General features: G+C 48.7%; 12 protein-coding genes and 1 tRNA gene. 5 read left to right on the forward strand and 8 right to left on the reverse strand.

Translation table 11 applies throughout. From position 1 onward, the window contains the following. Nucleotides 1-10: 10 nt before the first annotated feature. The 4 genes from selA to ABH09_RS04875 all read right to left on the reverse strand — a co-directional run bounded on the left by selA (nucleotide 11) and on the right by ABH09_RS04875 (nucleotide 4,800). A complete protein-coding gene (gene selA, locus ABH09_RS04860) occupies nucleotides 11-1,351 on the reverse strand; it encodes an L-seryl-tRNA(Sec) selenium transferase (protein WP_253715429.1) in 1,341 nt (446 codons plus the stop codon). 5 nt (nucleotides 1,352-1,356) lie between these two features. Beyond that, nucleotides 1,357-2,733: an MATE family efflux transporter gene (locus tag ABH09_RS04865; protein WP_253715430.1), complete on the reverse strand. Its 1,377-nt coding sequence runs from the start codon at nucleotides 2,731-2,733 to the stop codon at nucleotides 1,357-1,359. Between the two features lie 22 nt (nucleotides 2,734-2,755). Continuing rightward, nucleotides 2,756-3,484 (reverse strand): glycogen-binding domain-containing protein, encoded by a 729-nt coding sequence (locus tag ABH09_RS04870; protein WP_253715431.1) that lies wholly within the window; start codon nucleotides 3,482-3,484, stop codon nucleotides 2,756-2,758. Nucleotides 3,485-3,756: 272 nt separating this feature from the next. Next, nucleotides 3,757-4,800, reverse strand: coding sequence for a tRNA-dihydrouridine synthase family protein (locus ABH09_RS04875; RefSeq protein ID WP_253715432.1), 1,044 nt, complete (start codon nucleotides 4,798-4,800; stop codon nucleotides 3,757-3,759). Nucleotides 4,801-5,366: 566 nt separating this feature from the next. Between ABH09_RS04875 and ABH09_RS04880 the strand changes: the two genes are divergently transcribed. Further along, nucleotides 5,367-5,448 (forward strand) — tRNA-Leu (locus tag ABH09_RS04880). Nucleotides 5,449-5,500: 52 nt separating this feature from the next. Here ABH09_RS04880 and ABH09_RS04885 read toward each other — a convergent pair. Together ABH09_RS04885 and ABH09_RS04890 are read right to left on the reverse strand one after the other, a co-directional pair. Continuing rightward, nucleotides 5,501-6,223 carry a hypothetical protein gene (locus ABH09_RS04885; protein WP_253715433.1) on the reverse strand — a complete coding sequence of 241 codons (723 nt, stop codon included), beginning with the start codon at nucleotides 6,221-6,223 and terminating at the stop codon, nucleotides 5,501-5,503. 13 nt (nucleotides 6,224-6,236) lie between these two features. Then, complete coding sequence (locus ABH09_RS04890) at nucleotides 6,237-6,971, reverse strand: YggS family pyridoxal phosphate-dependent enzyme (RefSeq protein ID WP_253715434.1); 735 nt, start codon at nucleotides 6,969-6,971, stop codon at nucleotides 6,237-6,239. A 226-nt stretch (nucleotides 6,972-7,197) separates the two neighbouring features. On the opposite strand from ABH09_RS04890, the gene rpmF reads away from it, so the two are divergent. Genes rpmF through ABH09_RS04910 form a run of 4 tightly spaced genes read left to right on the forward strand, consistent with a single transcriptional unit; the run spans nucleotide 7,198 to nucleotide 9,854 of the window. Then, a complete protein-coding gene (rpmF, locus tag ABH09_RS04895; protein WP_016522149.1) occupies nucleotides 7,198-7,386 on the forward strand; it encodes a 50S ribosomal protein L32 in 189 nt (62 codons plus the stop codon). Between the two features lie 15 nt (nucleotides 7,387-7,401). Continuing rightward, nucleotides 7,402-7,638: an acyl carrier protein gene (gene acpP / locus ABH09_RS04900; RefSeq protein WP_006189366.1), complete on the forward strand. Its 237-nt coding sequence runs from the start codon at nucleotides 7,402-7,404 to the stop codon at nucleotides 7,636-7,638. A 20-nt stretch (nucleotides 7,639-7,658) separates the two neighbouring features. Then, nucleotides 7,659-8,384, forward strand: a complete 726-nt coding sequence (rnc, locus tag ABH09_RS04905) for a ribonuclease III (protein WP_162663219.1) — start codon at nucleotides 7,659-7,661, stop codon at nucleotides 8,382-8,384. 15 nt (nucleotides 8,385-8,399) lie between these two features. Then, on the forward strand, nucleotides 8,400-9,854 hold the full coding sequence (locus ABH09_RS04910; RefSeq protein WP_253715435.1) for a methyl-accepting chemotaxis protein: 1,455 nt from the start codon (nucleotides 8,400-8,402) through the stop codon (nucleotides 9,852-9,854). 84 nt (nucleotides 9,855-9,938) lie between these two features. On the opposite strand, the gene ABH09_RS04915 is transcribed toward ABH09_RS04910, so the two are convergent. Both ABH09_RS04915 and ABH09_RS04920 read right to left on the reverse strand, forming a co-directional pair. Further along, on the reverse strand, nucleotides 9,939-10,901 hold the full coding sequence (locus ABH09_RS04915; protein ID WP_162663220.1) for an Hsp33 family molecular chaperone HslO: 963 nt from the start codon (nucleotides 10,899-10,901) through the stop codon (nucleotides 9,939-9,941). Between the two features lie 278 nt (nucleotides 10,902-11,179). Further along, nucleotides 11,180-15,697 (reverse strand): 2-hydroxyacyl-CoA dehydratase, encoded by a 4,518-nt coding sequence (locus tag ABH09_RS04920; RefSeq protein ID WP_253715436.1) that lies wholly within the window; start codon nucleotides 15,695-15,697, stop codon nucleotides 11,180-11,182. Between the last annotated feature and the right edge of the window lie 76 nt (nucleotides 15,698-15,773).

The following is a 15,773-nucleotide window of genomic DNA, read 5'->3' on the forward strand; positions in this document are numbered from 1 at the left end:
CAACGTACCTCTATAATTTTTTAGAGATTTCCTGTAATTCTTGGATAATATAGATATCATCGGCAGGATTTACGGCGGCAAGGTGTAGCAGCAGCCTGTCCTCCGAAATAATAGCGATAATCGGAATGCTGCAAAACCGCAGCGCTGCCTTTACCGCTTCCGGTTTATGCGTGTGCAGCATAATTGCCCATGACGGGAAGGCTTCGTCGGGGGTGCTGCCGCCGCCGAGCGAGAAAGGGTAGGGGACAACACATGCGGTTCCGGACGGCAGTTTTCTCACAAGTTTTTCGCTCCGTTTTTTTATCACGGCAGGGTCAAGCAGCAACGCTTCGGCCGCGGCGCTCTTTCCGTTATTCAGGTAGTGCACGAGGGTCTCTTCCATTAGAGCGGCGACGGCGCGGCCTACCCGATAGGTGCGCATCAGCGGATGGCGGGCAATGAGGGCGATTAAATCTTTTTTGCCGGTAATCCATCCGCACTGCGGGCCGCCGAATACCTTATCCCCCGAAAAACAAACGAGGTCGGCGCCTTCTTTTAATAAGGCCGGTACGGTCGGCTCGTCTTGTAGGTTAAGCGAAACAACGCCTGACCCTTGATCCACCGCAAGAATAACCTCAGGCGGTAAGGCCTTGCGGATGGCGCTCAGGGAGGGTTGCTCCGTAAAGCCGCGGATTTTATAGTTTGAGGTATGCACCCATAGCACCATTGCCGTCTGTTCGGTAACGGCAGCGGTAATGTCTTCAAGGGTGGTGATGTTGGTAGTGCCGACTTCTACGAGCGTGCAGCCTGCCTCCCGCAGAATATCGGGGATGCGGAAGCCGCCGCCTATTTGCACCTGCTGGCCGCGCGCAACGATAACCTCTTTCCCGCTTGCAAGCGCTTTAAGTAACAGAAACACGGCGGCGGCGTTGTTGTTCAGCATCAGCGCCGCTTCCGCACGGACAAGCGTACTCATCGCTTCGACGGCAAAGGGGAACCGCTGTCCCCGTTTGCCGTCCTCCAAATCCATCTCGATAGCCGAGTATGATTGGGCGGCTTCCTTTGCCGCATCCCAAATACCGTGCGGAAGCGGGCTTCGTCCGAGGTTGGTGTGCAAGATAATGCCCGTCGCGTTGATAATCTTCGAAATCCGCTTCCGTATATGCTGTGTGCACCGCTGCCGGATGTCCGCTATACACGTATCAAAAGACGGAACGGCGGCTCCTTTTAAAGCCGCAGCCCGTATCTGCTTGATATGCTCCGATACGATAGAGGCTACAATCGGTCTGCCGAGCTTTTCGATGCAGTCGGAAAGATCATGATGTGACAGAAGTTTTTCGACTTGCGGTATCTGTGCCAGTGAACCGTGCATGGCGGTTACTCCTTTTTTTCGTTTGTGATGGTGAGCGCCGACACCCATTTTGTCCGTAGAATCAGGATGATTGCAATCAGTGCAGTCGCCATATTTGAAAAGAGGTTTCCCCAAAAGATTGCGTAGTATTGTAGGATGTGTTCCGTCGCCAGTACAAAGATGTAACGCAGCAGCCATATACGGAGCACACCGAGCACAAGCGGCATCTTCGTTTTGCCGAGTCCGATAAACGCACCCTGAATGGTCATACAAATACCGAAGCCGATAATCGAATAGGTGTAGATGTTGAGCGCATTGTTTGCAATACCGATAATTTCCGGCTCCCGCCTGAACAAGATAGTCAGATAAGGCGAAAGCGGAATCATAATCGAAATCATTATAATAGCGATGATGATACTGGTGATGCAGCCGAGAAGACAATCCCGCTTTGCCTTTTGCGGGTATCCTGCACCGATGTGCATACTGACCATCGTCGTAATTGCCGCGCTAAAAGCCGCAGGCAGGTTGAAGCACAGCGCATTGATATTGCTTGCGATTCCCTGTGCCGCGACCACAATAGCTCCGTATTTTTCAATCTCTTTATTGATAAGGAAAAAACCTAAGTACAAAAAGGAATAGTTGAACATTGCCGGAAAACCGACTTTCAGAACCTCTTTGATGATTTTTGAATCGAACTTGAAGTTTTTAACATCGAGTTTGTCCGGGCTGTTGTGGATGAATAATTCGTATACCATCCAGATTGTAATGCATACGTTTGCCAAAAGCGAGGCCAGTACGCAGCCGATAATTTCGAGCCGCAACATATAGAGAAAGAGAAAATTCCCGACAACCTTTAAGATAAAGAGAATAGTCATTCGGGTAAAAGCCGCTTCGGGTTTCCCGTTTGCGTTTTTGATACCGTTATACACGGCCTCTAAAAAGCTGAACGGTAAGACGATGCTGTACCACGAAATATATTGGCGGACATACGGAGCAATATCGCTCTGTAATCCCCGCGAAATCGTGATACTGATGATAAGGAGCAGCGGCGCACTGATGATTCCGAGCATGACCGCAAACAAAAATATTTGCGCAGCAACCCTTTTTCCTTCTGCGATTGCGCCTTTTCCATTCAGCTGACCGATAATTGCCATTGCGGCTACGCTTAACCCCTGCGACAGTCCTAACACCATCGAGATAATCGGCTGAGAAAAAGTTACCGCCCCCGTTACGGCATAACCGGTCAGGTTATTGATAAAAAGCCCGTCGGTAAACGGCATCATCGCCTGCACGGTATTCATCAGTAACGAGGGGAGAGAGAGGATAAGCAATGTCTTGACGGGGTTTGCGGTAAGGATGAGTTCGCGCCGCGCTTCCGTCGATTGCTTCAGGAATGTCTTCATACGGCAGAAAGCCTATATGCCGCTATTCCACGGAAATAACCGAAGCAGTCCGGCCATCGGCCATGTAAACGTGCTTGTGGTTTGTCGTATCGGGAATTTGCTTGCCATCTGTAAAGTAAGCGTAATACCAAACGCCATTCGGTAGCGGAAGGTATAATTCATATCGACCGGGCATCACTTCTTCTAAGTTGTACATAAAGGGATCCCAGTTATTGAACGTGCCCGCAAGGTATATCCGTTTGCCCGATTCTCCTTGATAGACAAAACGAGTTCTGCCGTTGTTTTCAACAGCGGTTTTGTATTCTTTTTGATACGGAATCTTTAAAACCGAAAGAGACATCCCGGCGGAATAGTCGAATATTTCATCGGGATTGAGCGGGTCTGTAGACCAGAGACCGTTAATAACCAGCCGATAGCGCAGCTCTCTCATTTCTTCAGGTATCTGCATGATATAGAAGAGGATTGATTTTTTAGTTTCGGTACTATCATCGCTTCGATACAAGCGCTGGAAAGAATGAATCGATTGAAAGTTTTCATGTTCAAAGGCGATACCGACATGGCGTGCGGATCCTGCTGCCGTAAAAATGATATATTTTCCGGTGATAAGCGGCGCATCCGTCCGTGCAATTGTTTCAACAAGTTCGCCGTAGGTGTATGTGTCGATGGCAGTTTGTTCCGCCGCCTGCGCCGCGATCAGTATGCACAAGAAAAAAAAGACTGCCGCGGCCTTTTGCCGCATTGCATTGCACATGATATCCTCCCGAATATTTTAACCGTATATATGGAAATGCCGATTACAATGACTGGAGTTAACCGGCTGTTATCTTTGGGCATCTCTAAAAACTCGGTTAGATTTTAGAGATGCCCGACGAGTTTTGTTTAAGTCTTTATTTCATAATGACTTAAACAAAACATCGCAAATAAGCTTAAGGAAAACCTCTCAAAACTGAAGTTTTTAGAGGTTCCCTTTTCTAATAATAACATACTTCTATTTAATAAGCATCGGAAAATAAACCGAAAACTTTAAATTTGGATCATTTTATCCTCAGGAACCTGTTCAAAGTAGGTATGCAGTACGCGCTCCATTTCTTCTTGGCTCTGTGCCCGCAGCAGTCGTGTTCTGCAATAGTGTGCAAACGAAAGATTGTCGCAATAAAACTGAAAGAACCGCTGCGCCCGTGTAAGGAAGAATTCCGGCGGCTGTTCGGTTTCAAGGTATTGCAAAAACGATAACGCCGTTTGTTCAAGGTCGATACGGTACAGTACGGAACTCGAATCGCCGGCGCGGGCTTCGTCCGTTTCGGCCGCATGGGTTACGCCTGATCTCGATTCGCTGCCGTGCTTGCGGCGTATTGCTTCAAAAACCCACGGCATTTGTACCGCAGCGCGCCCGATCATCCACCCCGCGCAAGGATAGTGCTGCGCGGCGGTTTGCAGTTTCTCTGCCGAATTGATGTCTCCGTTGCCGTATACCGGGATAGGCAAATCCTTTGCGAGCGCTGCCGTGTATTCGTGGAGAGCCGGACGCGCATAGCTTTGCCGCTGCAGGCGCGGGTGGATTGTGATAAGCTGCACGCCTTCATCAATCAGCATCGTACAAAAGCGTAAAAGATACGCATAATCGATAGTAGCGCCGAGCCTCAGCTTTACGCTCAGTCTAAACGACTTGCCTTGTTTCGTAGAATATGCCTCAAGCGCTTGTTTAACCGAGCGCACCGCCTCGGCTGTCGTGTTAAGTGGCTTGAGCATCCAAGCAACGCCCGCCCCTGTTCGTACAATCGGCGGAGCGGAACAGCCCATATTCAAGTCAACACCGATGCCGCCGTGCTGCAGTACAACCGGTATCGCCTGTGCGAATGCTTCCGCCTTAGGCGAAGTGAGCTGCCACACCAGCTTTTCCGGTACGGGATTTGCCCGCAAGTACCACTGCTCAAACGGCCCGCCTGCAAGCAGCGACGGCGCATGAATCATCTCGGTAAAATATTCGTCGGGATCGCCGAAAGTGTGGATAAGCATTCTCAATCCCGAATGGCTGATATTTGCCAGCGGCGCCAGTATGAGCTTCATCGCCGCTCACTGTAACAAAAACTCCGTGATTTTGCAATGATGCGCATTGCGACAACAGGGTAAACGCATCAGGCAAAGAATGTTTGATAGGTGAAACTCGTATCCCAATTATCAATTAAACTACACAGTACCAAAAGCCTTTTGAAAATAGCCTGTCCTGAAGTGTACACGGATGTACGCTTTTAATGATAGATGCCCCTACCTTCAGCGTTTTTGAAAATAGGCGATGCAGATGCTAGGAGCGTACAAAAAACACCCGCAGGCACGGTATAAAATGTACATCCCTGTACATTTTATACCTACGTGTTTGCAGGACAAACACGCTGCTGCGTGGAACCACCGCCGTCCTGGCGGTATTGATACGTTGAGCATTTATTTCAGAAGCGGCACGGATGCCGCTCGTATTAAACAGAAATAAGTTTGACGCTGGTCAAACTTGTGTTCAGCGAAGTACACGGATGTACTTCGCTGAACGAGCAACGCAGTAGATGCACCGTATATTTTCAAAAGTAAGGTCTTGACTTTATTTGTAATCTTAGATATAGTAGTACATCACTGTTACAAATGCGGCGGTGGTGGAATTGGTAGACACGTCAGCTTGAGGTGCTGATGCCGCGAGGTGTGCTGGTTCAAGTCCAGTTCGCCGCATGAAGGCTTCTTTTGGATTTCAAAAGAAGCCTTTTTTTATGCACGAGGAATATCAGTTTCCGGAATTTTGTTTTGAAGCTGTCGTTTTTGTGTCTTTTTCTGTAAAGCTGATCGAAGTCTTTGCCGCTCCTCCCGAAAAGATGATACGGCGCTTTGCTTTCGCGCTGCCGTATTCTCCCGGGCTTTTGGTAAGCTCATTACCGGCAATGGTGAGCGCCCCTCCGTTTTGGACGTAATCGATATGATATTCGGCCTCTTCCGAAGGGAAGGTTATGGCGGCGGTTGCATCGGTTACGGTGAAAGCGCAGGATTTTACAATTTGCGTTTTATCATAGGATAGCGATCCCCGCGCAAGATTGATTACGGCATTTTTAAAGACACATTCGGACGTTGTTACCGAGCCCATATTCAGCATTGCAAGAATATGTACCGCCTGAATTCCTTCGAGTCGGATATCCGCCCTGCTTATCCGTATGCTGCAATTTTCAAGCAACATCTTTTTCGGTATAAAGACATACAGCGTGCCCTGTGAAGGAGTCATTTGACGTATCCGCAGTGTTTTTTGCGTTTCTATGCAGGAAAGTTTTTTGCCTTCCGCAAGTTCAAATCGGTACGCGATGCGTTCTTCATCAAACGCTTCGGCAATCAAATGTACCTGAGAAAGCTCAATATCGAGGCCGTTGGTTTTCGGCCGCGCGTAGGTAAGCTCCTCGCCGAAAGCGGCTAATGCGGATAACAAGAATACAACTGCAAGCAAAATCTTTTTTTTCATCATCTCTCTATCATCATTATGAAGGGTTTTGTTCATTCCAGTAGTAAGTATCGGGGTACTGACGTTCGCCGAATACCGCCGTACCGATGCGCAGCATTGTCGAACCTTCTTCAATGGCGATTTCCAGGTCGCCCGACATCCCCATCGAAAGAATATCCATAGAAATATTGGGAAGTGCCAGTGCCGCAACGCGCTTTTGTACCTGTTTAAGGCAGCGGAAGCATGCCCGAACCTTGTCTTCTTCTCCGGAGAATAATCCGATGGTCATAAACCCGCGAATAGTGACGTGGGGCAGGGTAGCGATGGCTTTTACCAAAGATTCCGCTTCTTCCGGCACACAGCCAAACTTGCTCTCCTCCGCCGAAGTGTTTACCTGTACTAAAATGTCGAGGTTACGGCCTTCCTGTGCAAGCCGCTGTTCCAATTTTTGCGCCGTATCGAGGTTATCGATTGATTGGATACATTGCGCATACTGGATCACCTCTTTAATCTTATTCGATTGCAAATGCCCGATAAAATGCGCCGCATGCGGCACTGCGGATAGCGCCTCGTATTTATCGCGCAGCTCCTGTACCTTGTTTTCGCCGATTAAAGTGCAGCCGCAGGCAAAAGCCTGTAGAATCCGCTCCGGCTCGACGGTTTTAGTTGCAAGCAGCAGCTGAACTTCTTTGGGATTGCGCCCGGCTCTTTTACAGGCAGCCTTAATCCGTTCCTTAATATGCAGGATGTTTTTTTGAATAATGTGTTCCATAAAAATGTGTTGTGATGCTCCTGATGCCCTAAAGGCAACCTGTCCGACACGCCAGTTATCGAACAGATCCAGTATATAATCCCTTTGGTATTTATGCAAGGATTGCAGGAAATCTGTCTGTTTGATGTTAACATTTGATGCTAACAAAACCCTTGACTATTTTCAGGTTCACGTATAATATTGTATATCTTTTTGTAATGTAATTTATGAATATGGAGGTTACCTTATGGCAGTGCCAAGAGCTAAAACATCAAAAGCACGCACACGCCGCCGCCGAGGAATCAATATGCGGTTAAATGCGCCTCATCTTGTGGAGTGTGCAAATTGTGGAAATTTAATTTTATCTCACCACGTATGTTCCAAATGCGGTTTCTATCGCGGACATCAAGTTGTTGATCCCGATACATTAAATTAAGAGAGGTTTTTCTTTATGGACGAATTGTTTGCTCAAATTCAAAAGCTGATTGCAGAAAAATTGGAAATCGATGCAGATAAAATTACACTCGATTCTTCTTTCCGACAAGATCTCGGCGCAGATAGCCTTGATACCTATGAACTGGTATATGCAATCGAAGAGGAGATGGGAATCAAGATACCCGACGGGAAAGTAAGTGAATTCGAAACCGTGAGGGATGCGTACGATTTTATTAAATCTCAGTCGAAATAATCCGGCAAAGGATGTGGTTCTTGTTTCCTTTTAAACATGGTTTAGAAAAACAGCGGAAGCAAGAACTGCTTGCTTTTCAAAAAAAAGCAGGATGCAAATTTAAAAATATTAGTTTACTGGATATAGCCTTCCATCATCGCTCGTTCTCTAATGAACATAGCGATTCTCCTATTAATAATGAGCGGCTTGAATTTTTGGGCGATTCCGTACTTGGTATGATTGTTGCAACGGAGCTGTATCTTGCTCATCCCGATAAACCTGAAGGGGATCTTGCAAAAATTAAAGCTGCGGTCGTTTCCGAAGACTCTCTTTTTCCTATTGCACTGAATCTCAATATCGATACATATCTAATGCTGGGGCATGGTGAAGAAGTGTCGGGCGGAAGAAAAAAGAAAGCCCTGCTCGCCGATGCGGTGGAAGCTCTTATCGGTGCACTCTATTTAGATTCGGGCTTCAAGGTCGCTCAACAGTTTGTATTGAAAATTATTGAACCGCAGCTGCAGTTGGTGGAACAAAATAAACATCGATATAGAGATTATAAATCTTTGCTTCAAGAGTATGTGCAAAAAAAGTACCGAATTATCCCTAAATATGTGCTGGTAGAGACATCCGGACCGGATCACGATAGGGTTTTTCAAGTAAAGGTTGTCATCAAAGAGAGGGAATATAATCCTGCTTTAGGAAAAAGTAAAAAAGAAGCGGAACAGGCGGCTGCAGAGGTTGCCTGGAAAGCCTTGTGCCTGTAAATAAGGAGGAAAAATATGTTTTCGTTTGTAAAAAAAGATTCTGAAGCCGGAAAGGATACAGTAGTACCTATAACAAGTGGTATCGTACTCCAGATAAAAGAAGTAGAAGCTTTGATGTCCGCTGCAGAAGATATCGCGTTAAATATCAGAAGCAGGATAACCGGTGCATCACAAGTGCTTTTTAAAAACCTCAAACAAGAACATCAATTTGAAGCGTTCACCGATAGTATCCATTCAATCCTGGATTCCATTATGTCGATTCAGGAGCAGTTGCAAGAAGTGCATAGCTGTACTACTGCGCTGGAAGATACGGCTGGAAAAGCAAGTTCTTCGGTAGAACAAATAACCGATTCGGTAAATCGCGTTGCAAACATCGTTACCGATAGAATTTCGGTTACTTCTCAGTTAACGGATGCCGTCGCAAAAGGCTCATTAAAGGTAAAAGACTTATTTGCGGTTATCGACAGCCTTAATCAAAACATTGATGCGGTTAAAGATATTATCGGATCGATAAATGATGTCAGCGCTCAGACGAACCTACTTGCGATGAACGCTGCCATAGAGTCGGCACATGCAGGGAAGGCTGGTCTCGGATTTGCAGTTGTTGCCGGTGAAATTAGAAAGCTTTCTGAAGCGACGGCGCTCAATGCTGCCGATGCTTCTAAGACCCTCAAAAATATGGTCGAAGCACTTGAGGTCGCACGGGATACCGCCGACGAAACGCGTACTGCGATGACGCTTATCGGTAATTCGGTAAATGAGACGACTGCGTCTTTTGTAGAAATTTCTTCCGAAATGAATATGCTTGCGGGAACGAGCACATCGGTACGCGACGCTGTTATGCTGGTGCCGGAGTCTGCGGCAGACTTGAATAATCGTGCGGATACCGCTATTGAATATATCAATAAAATAGCTGATCAAGCGGATAAAGGGAAAAATATGTTGTTTACTTTGCAGACAACTGCGAATGAAGTAAGCGATTTAATGAGTAGTGCCCTGTTTAATATGAACAATATTATTGATAGTACCGTTGTGGTCGATGCTGCAGTAGAAAAAGGTATTGATCTGGTAAACGGAAAGACAGTAGCGGATGAGTATGCTATGCCATTTGCGCGTATTGTATTGAAACATCTCGGTTGGGTTACTAAGGTGCGTGCCTTGATCGATGGGCGGCTTGATGTAAACACAATAGAATTGGGTGATCATAAAAAATGTGATTTAGGGCGATGGATTGAAAAAGAAGCTCCGCTGTATGAAGGTTTAATGCAGCATCCCGAGTTTAAAAAGCTTATGGTACAGCATGAGCAGCTCCATAACGAGACGAAAGCCATTGTCGGCCAGCTTAAAACGTCATCGAGAACTGAATTGGAAGCTTCTTATTCAAAATTGTTGGATTATTCCGCATCGGTTATCGAAAGTTTGAGTATATTGCGTCAATTTATCGAAAGCAAAAACCATACGAAAAAATAATCAAAACTTAGACCAAGGGTGCTGTCCAAAAATTGCGGTTTTTGAACAGGCCCGCCGCTAATATCTTCGCAAGATGTGCCGGTTTTATAGTTCGGCAAGCGGAATAGTGTACACACTGGAGCAATTCCGGCAGACAATCTCAAGCGGGTCGTCTGCGGTCTCTTTTAAGTTTTCCAGTTCCGCTTGCGGCAATTTCCGCATCGCTTCTAGATAGTACTCCTTTGAGCATGGACAATCAAAGGTAATGTTCCGTGCTGCAACCGCTTGAGGGTTAAACTCCCGCAGTAGACCGAAGATGATATCTTCGCAGTTGCCGCCTTCAGCAAACCAATCACCGAGCGGGGGACAGGCGGTAAAAGCCCGTTCCATATTGGTGACGGCATCTTCAATTTCTTCTTCCGTTTTCGATTGCCTGCCTCGGCGTGTTCCCCCTGCTGCGGGCATCCGCTGGATAAAAAAGCCGCCGGCACCGACGACTCTACCGATACTGTCAAACCTGATACTTGTATTAAAAGCGGTATAGAGCTGTTCCGATTGCTGAAAATACCATGCAAGGTCTTTTGCAATATTCCGATACTTGATTTCGACGATGCTTCGCTGCGGCTCCCGCCCCGCTGCATGATCCGCTTCCGGAAAACGGGTAACGGAGAGTGTACCGTTACCGAAGAACGGAGCAAGATCCCAACTTTCAAGCGGGGCATCAATCGGGATGGGGTTTTGCAAAAGGTAGCCGCGCACAAAGCCCCGTGAATCTGCCTCTACGGAAAAACCGGTTGCGGGGCCGTCCGTTTCATAGCGCAGTTGGAGCGTTTCGCGTCCTTTCATCGTTTGAATCATCAGTGCGGCACAGAGGCCTGCCTGCCCGAGGACAAGGGTTTCGAGGATTCCAAGCCGGTGCTGTGCGCGTATTCGGTTTACGAACCGCGTACCGTGGAAAAGTCCTCCGCGGAAAAGGCCGTCGTCGGCAGTAAAGATATGGAGTTCATCTTTTTCAAGTTTATCAAGGTGCTGTTGCAGCGCCGTATCTTCAATAGGTGCGTATATCATATTCGTATGTTAATAAAATGAACTATTAAAAACAAGGGGCGGCAGGGTAAACGCATCAGGCCGTTTTTTACCGACCCCGCAGAAAAAGTGATACTATTCGACCAGAGTTGAACCTCTGCGCGGTTCAAATGGTCTCACAGTCTCAATTTTTCCGCGGTTTTTATCTACTCTACCTGATGCGTTTACCCGCCTGTTGAAAAAACATGCGAAATTTTAAGCAAAAATTTCGCATGGAAGGAAGGCAACCGCTAAAATATTTTTAATGCGGTTGCCCTGCATTATGCGCCCTTTCGATTCTGCCGATCGGGATGTTCGCCGTATGGTGCATTTGCCAACAGGAGCTTGAGGCGGTTGAGCTGGTTTACCTCGCTTGCTCCGGGGTCAAAGTCGATGGCGGATATTTGCGCATCAGGGTATCGGCGGCGCAGTTCCTTAATCATCCCTTTGCCGGTAACGTGATTGGGGAGACAGGCAAACGGCTGTAGACAGGCGATACTGACAACCCCTGACTTAATAAGTTCAACCATTTCGGCGGTTAGGAACCAACCCTCGCCGGCAACGTTACCTAAGTCCAAAACCCCGTGAACGCCTTTTGCAAGATTGTAAATCGATTCGGGCGCGGTAAAGCGGCGACTTTTATTCAGAGCTTTTTTCATTCCGCTGCGGTACCGCTCGATATACCAGATCATTGCGTGGTACTTAAACCGGTTAAAGGCGTTCGATTCCAGTGATGTTTCATAGTAGAGGCCGTCGAACAAGGAATAGAAAAAGAAGTCCATCAAGTCGGGCATAACGCATTCGGCGCCTTCCCGCTCAATGGTACCGACAATATCGTTGTTGGCTGTCGGATGAAATTTTACCAAAATTTCACCGACTACGCCGATGCGGGGTTTTTCCATTTGAATAAGCGGCAGCGTATCAAAATCATGGACAATATCGCGTACTATGTTACGATAACTCCGTCCTGTCATGTGTTTCAATTCGGCTTTTATTCGGTCTGCGTAGCGGCGGTAGAGTGCATTTGCCGCACCTTTTTCCTGCTCGTAGGGGCGGGTGCGGTACAGCACGCGCATCAGCAAATCGCCGAGGCAGAGCGCCTTTAGTGCGCGGTCTGCTAAACCGAACGTCGGCTTAAAGCCGGAATTCTTTTCAATCTGCTGCGCGCTTAACCCGATTACAGGGATATACCCCAAGCCGGCATCCTCTAACGCTCGCCTGATAAAACCGATGTAGTTTGTTGCACGGCACCCGCCCCCTGTTTGCGTGATGATGAGCGCCGTCGCATTGAGGTCGTATTTACCCGACTGCAGCGCTGCAATCATCTGCCCTGCAACGATAATCGCCGGATAGCAGGCATCGTTGTTCACATACCGTAATCCGCAGTCGATTGCCTGAGGGTCGGTATCGGGCAATATGACGAGATTAAAGCCGGAGTGCCGGAAGGCTGCTTCCAATAAGTCAAAATGGATGGGAGCCATCTGCGGCGCGAGAACGGTATACCGCTTACTCATCTCTTCGGTAAATTCAACTCGTTTAAAGCCGCGATATCCCGGCGCTTTGACGGGCGCTCCCTTGCTGCGCTCGCGGATAGCGGCGAGTAAGCTGCGGATACGGATACGTACGGCGCCGAGGTTTGAACCTTCATCGATTTTAAGCAAGGTATACATTTTTCCCTGCGCTTCGGTAATTTCCTGCACTTGGTCGGCGGTTACCGCATCCAGACCGCAGCCGAAGCTGGTCAGCTGAATAAGTGCGAGGTTATCTTGCCGTGCGGCAAATTCGGCGGCGCGGTATAGCCGGTTGTGATACACCCATTGGTCTACAACCCGAAGCGGCCGAGGAAGTTTGCCTAAATGCGCAACGGAATCCTCCGTCAATACGGCAAGTCCTAAGCCTGTCAGCAATTCGGGAATTCCATGGTTGATTTCCGGGTCAAGATGATACGGACGCCCTGCAAGCACAACGCCGATGAGTCCCTGTTCTTTCATACGCCGAAGCGCCGCCTCGCCTTGGAACTGGGTCTCTTTTTTTACCGCCTCTGCTTCTGCTCTTGCCTTCCGTACTGCTGCACGGATTTCAGCAAGCGGTATATTCCAGTATTTATTGAGTTCTTCGTGGAGCCGCTCTCCGAGGCGTTTGTCATTATAGAGCGGTAAAAACGGATTGAGAAAACGGATATGCTCGTCCTGCCTCAGCGCGTCGATGTTGTTTTTGAGGACTTCGGGATAGCTCGTTACGACGGGGCAGTTAAAATGGTTGTTCGCTTTCGGGTCTTCCTTCGTTTCATACGGGATACAGGGATAGAAAATCGTTGTAACGCCCGCTTTTAAGAGCGCTTCGATATGCCCGTGAGAAATTTTGCCGGGATAACACACCGATTCCGACGGGATAGATTCCAATCCCAATTCATAGAGTTTGCGGGAAGAGCGGGGCGACAATTTTACCGAAAATTTCAGTTCAGTTAAAAGCGTAAACCAGAACGGATAGTTTTCGTAGAGGTTGAGCACACGCGGAATCCCGATAACACCTCGTGCGGCTTCGGCTTCCGGCAGCGACTTATACGAAAACATACGTTTATACTTCCAATCGAAGAGATTGGGAATACCGTTATCCTGTTTCTTCTTGCCGGTCTTGAGGAGTGATTCTTTTGACTGCGCATTTGCCGCTTCCGCAATCTCGGCGCCGCGTTCGCAGCGGTTTCCCGTAATAAAGATGCGGGTACCTGCCGCGGGTGTATTAAACCGGTTGACGGTTAAAAGGCAGTTGTTGGCGCATTTACCGCAGCGGGAAAGCTCCAGCTTAACGGTGAGTGCATCAAGCCCTTCTGCCGGTAAGATATTCGACCGGATATGTGCATCCGCTCCTTGGTTTTTCCATTGGTCGCGGGCGAGGAGTGCAGCGCCGAAGGCTCCCATCAGGCCGCTGATGTCGGGGCGCACCGCTTCTTTGCCGGTAATCAGCTCGAAGGCGCGCAGCACCGCATCGTTGTGAAAAGTACCGCCCTGCACAATCACTTTTTCGCCGATAGCGGCAGTATTTCTCAGTTTGATAACTTTAAAGAGGGCGTTTTTAATCACCGAATATGAAAGCCCCGCTGAAATGTCGCCGACGGAGGCTCCTTCTTTTTGTGCCTGTTTAACGCGGCTATTCATAAAGACCGTACAACGGCTGCCGAGATCGATCGGTTTGGGGGCGAGGAGAGCTCGTGCGGAAAAATCTTTAACCGCCATACCGAGCGAGCGGGCAAAGTTATCCAAAAAACTGCCGCAGCCTGAAGAACATGCCTCGTTCAGTTGAATGGAGCTGATACAGTTATTCTTCATGCGGATACATTTCATATCCTGCCCGCCGATGTCGAGCAAAAATTCGACGCCGGGAAGGAAGAATTCGGCTGCGCGGTGGTGCGCGATGGTTTCCACTTCTCCTGCGTCCACGCCGAAAGCCGCTTGAAAGAGCCCTTCACCGTAGCCGGTAGATAAAGAGCGGGCAATATGTGCAGCACTCGGGATCTGTTTATAGAGGGATTGCAGCATGGTTACCGCAAGATTGACCGGATTGCCTGCATTCGATTCGTAAAACTGCCAGAGGATTCTTCCCTCTTGGTCGATGAGTACGGCCTTTGTTGTGGTGGAACCGGCGTCCATACCGAGGAACACCGGGCCGGAAGCGGTTTCAAGCGGAGCGGTTTCCGCCCGTTCCCGTCCATGCCGTTCGCGGAAAGCCGCAAGCGCCGCTTCGTTTTCAAAGAGGGGCGGAAGCCGCTGCACTTCCTGCATTTCCGCATCGGCAAGGGAGCCGAGCTTATCCCGCAGTATTTCCACGGTCAAGGCTGCGGGATTGGTAAATACCGTTGTATCGGTGATTTCCGGCATCGGACTCGGCTGAGTACGGAAGCCCGTTCGCAGCAGTTGTGTCTGCGTTGGCGCCGTACAGGCAATATTCGCTGTTTCCGCGCCGTTGTTGACAGTCCGGTGGGATGATGCTCTCAGCGATTGATTGGAACCGGCGCTGAGCGCTGCACCGAGTGCAACAAAGAGTTCCGATTTTTCCGGCACGATGATTTCGTCATCCGTAAGGTGCAGGGTTTCGATAAACCGCTGCCGTAGTTGGTCAAGAAAGTGTAAGGGGCCGCCTAAAAAGGCGCAGCGTCCGCGGATGGGCTTTCCGCATGCAAGGCCGGAGATCGTCTGGCTGACAACCGCCTGAAAGATACTCGCGGCAATATCTTCCCGCCGCGCTCCTTCGTTGATGAGGGGCTGTACGTCGGTCTTTGCAAAGACCCCGCAGCGGGCGGCGATGGGATAAATCGTTGTCGCATTTTTGGCAAGCTCATTTAACCCCGTCGCATCGGTTTCGAGGAGCGCCGCCATTTGGTCGATAAAGGCGCCCGTACCGCCCGCACAGGTGCCGTTCATACGCTGCTCAACCGAACGGCCGAAGTAGGTTATCTTAGCATCTTCGCCGCCCAACTCGATAGCAACATCGGTTTGCGGAATCTTTGCCTGTACGGCGACGGCCGCGGCGACAACCTCCTGCACGAAAGGCACGGAGAGCCACTTTGAAACAGCCAAACCGCCGGATCCGGTTACCCGCACTTGTAACTGAGCGCGGCTGCCGTACATCTTTGCCACCTCATCCAAGGCTTCCGTTACCACCAGAATAATTGTCTTGCGGATATCGGCGCGGTGCCGTTCATATCTGCTATATACGATGGAATTATCAGCGGAAAGAATCACCGTTTTTACGGTTGTCGATCCGACATCAATTCCCATGCGAAGTGTATCGGTCAAAATCATGTGAATTATAGTGCCACATTGCACAAAAAATGACAAGGAGATTGCCTGCTTGAGGTAAAACTCATTGTTGTTAAAA

The sequence above is a fragment of the Treponema sp. OMZ 803 genome (genome assembly GCF_024181165.1).
GTDB lineage: Bacteria > Spirochaetota > Spirochaetia > Treponematales > Treponemataceae > Treponema.

Bases quoted from the DNA above. Each gene is read 5' to 3' on its own strand.
- selA (WP_253715429.1), bottom strand. From the start codon at position 1,351: ATGCACGGTTCACTGGCACAGATACCGCAAGTCGAAAAACTTCTGTCA.
- ABH09_RS04865 (WP_253715430.1), bottom strand. From the start codon at position 2,733: ATGAAGACATTCCTGAAGCAATCGACGGAAGCGCGGCGCGAACTCATC.
- ABH09_RS04870 (WP_253715431.1), bottom strand. From the start codon at position 3,484: ATGTGCAATGCAATGCGGCAAAAGGCCGCGGCAGTCTTTTTTTTCTTG.
- ABH09_RS04875 (WP_253715432.1), bottom strand. From the start codon at position 4,800: ATGAAGCTCATACTGGCGCCGCTGGCAAATATCAGCCATTCGGGATTG.
- ABH09_RS04885 (WP_253715433.1), bottom strand. From the start codon at position 6,223: ATGATGAAAAAAAAGATTTTGCTTGCAGTTGTATTCTTGTTATCCGCA.
- ABH09_RS04890 (WP_253715434.1), bottom strand. From the start codon at position 6,971: ATGGAACACATTATTCAAAAAAACATCCTGCATATTAAGGAACGGATT.
- rpmF (WP_016522149.1), top strand. From the start codon at position 7,198: ATGGCAGTGCCAAGAGCTAAAACATCAAAAGCACGCACACGCCGCCGC.
- acpP (WP_006189366.1), top strand. From the start codon at position 7,402: ATGGACGAATTGTTTGCTCAAATTCAAAAGCTGATTGCAGAAAAATTG.
- ABH09_RS04910 (WP_253715435.1), top strand. From the start codon at position 8,400: ATGTTTTCGTTTGTAAAAAAAGATTCTGAAGCCGGAAAGGATACAGTA.
- ABH09_RS04915 (WP_162663220.1), bottom strand. From the start codon at position 10,901: ATGATATACGCACCTATTGAAGATACGGCGCTGCAACAGCACCTTGAT.
- ABH09_RS04920 (WP_253715436.1), bottom strand. From the start codon at position 15,697: ATGATTTTGACCGATACACTTCGCATGGGAATTGATGTCGGATCGACA.